The organism is Terriglobus sp. YAF25 (assembly GCF_052113305.1).
Taxonomy (GTDB): Bacteria; Acidobacteriota; Terriglobia; order Terriglobales; family Acidobacteriaceae; genus Terriglobus.
Genome location: NZ_JBFRCY010000687.1, coordinates 1 through 2,469 on the forward strand (window position 1 = coordinate 1; position 2,469 = coordinate 2,469).

General features: G+C 54.6%; 2 protein-coding genes and 1 pseudogene. All 3 read left to right on the forward strand.

The features are described from left to right. Positions 1–676 (forward strand): annotated as a pseudogene (locus AB4043_RS22350) (TonB-dependent receptor); the annotation flags it as partial. 16 nt (positions 677–692) lie between these two features. Continuing rightward, the gene (locus tag AB4043_RS22355; RefSeq protein WP_442299325.1) at positions 693–1,370 is read left to right on the forward strand and encodes a response regulator transcription factor; all 678 of its coding nucleotides are present in this window, start codon (positions 693–695) and stop codon (positions 1,368–1,370) included. Beyond that, a partial coding sequence (locus AB4043_RS22360) for a histidine kinase dimerization/phospho-acceptor domain-containing protein (RefSeq protein WP_442308136.1) occupies positions 1,367–2,469 on the forward strand: 1,103 nt, incomplete at its 3' end. The genes AB4043_RS22355 and AB4043_RS22360, both read left to right, overlap by 4 nt.

Below are 2,469 nucleotides of genomic sequence, written 5' to 3' on the forward strand. Positions count from 1 at the left end.
ATCGCTTCTGCGGTCGAGAAATGTAAACGCGCCCTTGCCGCCGGCTTACACGGTTGTTCCCGACGGGGATTTTGGGATTGTGCGACAGATGGAGTCACGCGGAAAACAGATTGGAAATACATTCGACTTCACCCTTCAGGGAAAAGCCGGCCGCTGGTTTTCGGGAATGACGCAGTACACCTACAGCCACACGAACAACGATACTGGCGGCGTGACTTGGTTTCCGGCAAACCAATATTCGCTGGCTGGAGAGTATGGCCGTTCCGATCTTGACCAGCGACATCGCTTCAACATGCTTGGCGCATTCAATGGAGATCACTGGGTGAACCTGGGCGTCGCCGTGAAACTGTATTCCGGTCTGCCTTACACAAAGACCGCCGGTCTTGATCGCTATAATACCGGTCTTCTAAATGCACGGCCCGATGGTGTATCGCGAAATACGCTGCAGGGAGGCCGGACCGCGGCGCTTGATCTTCATTGGGGTAAAGAGAACGAACTGGGACTGAAAAATGGAGACGTAAAGGCGAAGGTCGGCCTGTCGATCGATGTCTTCAATGTCAGCAACACGACTTCCTACACCACGTATGTAGGGAATATCCGATCTGCTTTCTTTGCTCGTCCGACGGCGGCGATGCCCGCACGCAGAGTTCAGTTCGGAGCGCAGCTCACGTTTTAGGCGATAGGCTGGGTGCATGAGGATTCTTGTTGTCGAAGATGATCCAAGGATGGGGCCGCTTCTGAAGGATGCGCTCGAGAAGAAGTCGTATCTTCCGGTCCTGGCAACTTCTGGAAGCGAGGGGCTGGAGATTGCTTCTGAACATGAGTTCGAGCTGATTATCCTGGATATCATGCTGCCGGGCTTGAATGGGCTCGAGGTCGCTCGCGGTCTACGCGCCCGCAATATCGGCACCCCGGTTCTGATGTTGACTGCCCGGGACACGATAACCGATGTCGTCGATGGGCTTGATTGTGGTGTCGACGACTATATGACGAAGCCGTTTGCATTCGAAGAGCTGTTTGCGCGTCTACGAGCCCTGGCTCGGCGGCAGACCCGGATGCCTTCCGTGCACTACCAGATCGAAGACCTGAAGCTTGATCCGGTCACACACCATGCGAGCCGGTCTGGAACGTCAATACAGCTTACGCGTACTGAATATCTGCTACTGGAATACATGATGCGTCGTCCTAATTCGGTCCTGCGTCGCGATTCCATTATCAACGCGGTCTGGGGTTATGAGAGGACTGTCGAAAACAACACTTTGGATGCATTTATGAAGCAGCTACGCTCGAAGATTGACGATGGCTTTGAGGTGAAATTGATCCACACGGTACGTGGTTTCGGTTACCGTTTGGCTTCGGATAAGTTATGAAGTCCCTCTCGATCCGTACCCGTTTGACTGTCTGGTATGCCGCGGTTGTGGCAATCACCATTGCATTGCTGAGTTGCGGAATTTACCTGGCGGCCGTCCAGGGCGTGCGGCGGGTCGCCGACCAGGAACTGAATGCCGGCATCAACGGGATTGAAGCCTTCTTGCGTCACAAGCTTGACATCAAGCAGATGGACAACCTGGGAGAAGAGCTGCGGGAACACGCTGCGCTTCTTCCTCGGAACCGGATGTTTCGGGCTATCGATCAGACGGGAACCCTCATTTATCAGCCAGATCAGATGGCAATGATTCCGCGTGTGCAACTGTCTGAGGGGGCGACAGCAGGGAACCTCAAAGTCGGCTCTCGCTCATACAGGACGATGAGCCGTCACGTGCATGTTGGGCCATACCTGTTTGTGCTGCAAGTTGCTGTGGACCAGACGGAATACCATGAGTTGCTCACAGGTTTCGCCTGGCTGCTTGTACTCATCACGCCGCTGGCGGGGCTTTTCGCGGCAGGCACAGGATATTGGATGGGCGGACGAGCATTATTGCCGATCCAAGAGATTACCCGCGCGACAAATTCGATTGATGCGAACAATCTTGAACGACGGCTGACGATTACGGGGACGGGGGACGAGTTGGATCGTCTTTCTGAGACGATCAACGGGATGCTGGACCGGATTGCAGGCTCCTACGAGAGGATCAAGCAATTTACTGCGGATGCATCCCACGAACTGAGGACCCCGACCGCGGTCGTTAAGGCCTCCGCCGAGGTTTTGCTGATGGGTGACAGCCAGCCTGACACAGCTCGTAGGACGCTGAACCATATCATTTTGGAGGCGGATTATATGACGCGGGTCATCGAAGATTTATTGACTCTTGCAAGATCATCCGCAAATGACAACCTGCCTCCGAGCGAACTATTTGAGCTCGGAGAGTCGCTACGTGCACTGGAGCCCAGGATCGTATCGCTTGCTCATCGGAAGAATATCCAGGTGAGGACGAACTTCGAGGACGACCTCTTGGTCTTGAAAGGCAACCAGAGTGTGGTCGAGCGGGTCATGATGATCCTGGTCGACAACGCGGTTCGATATACACC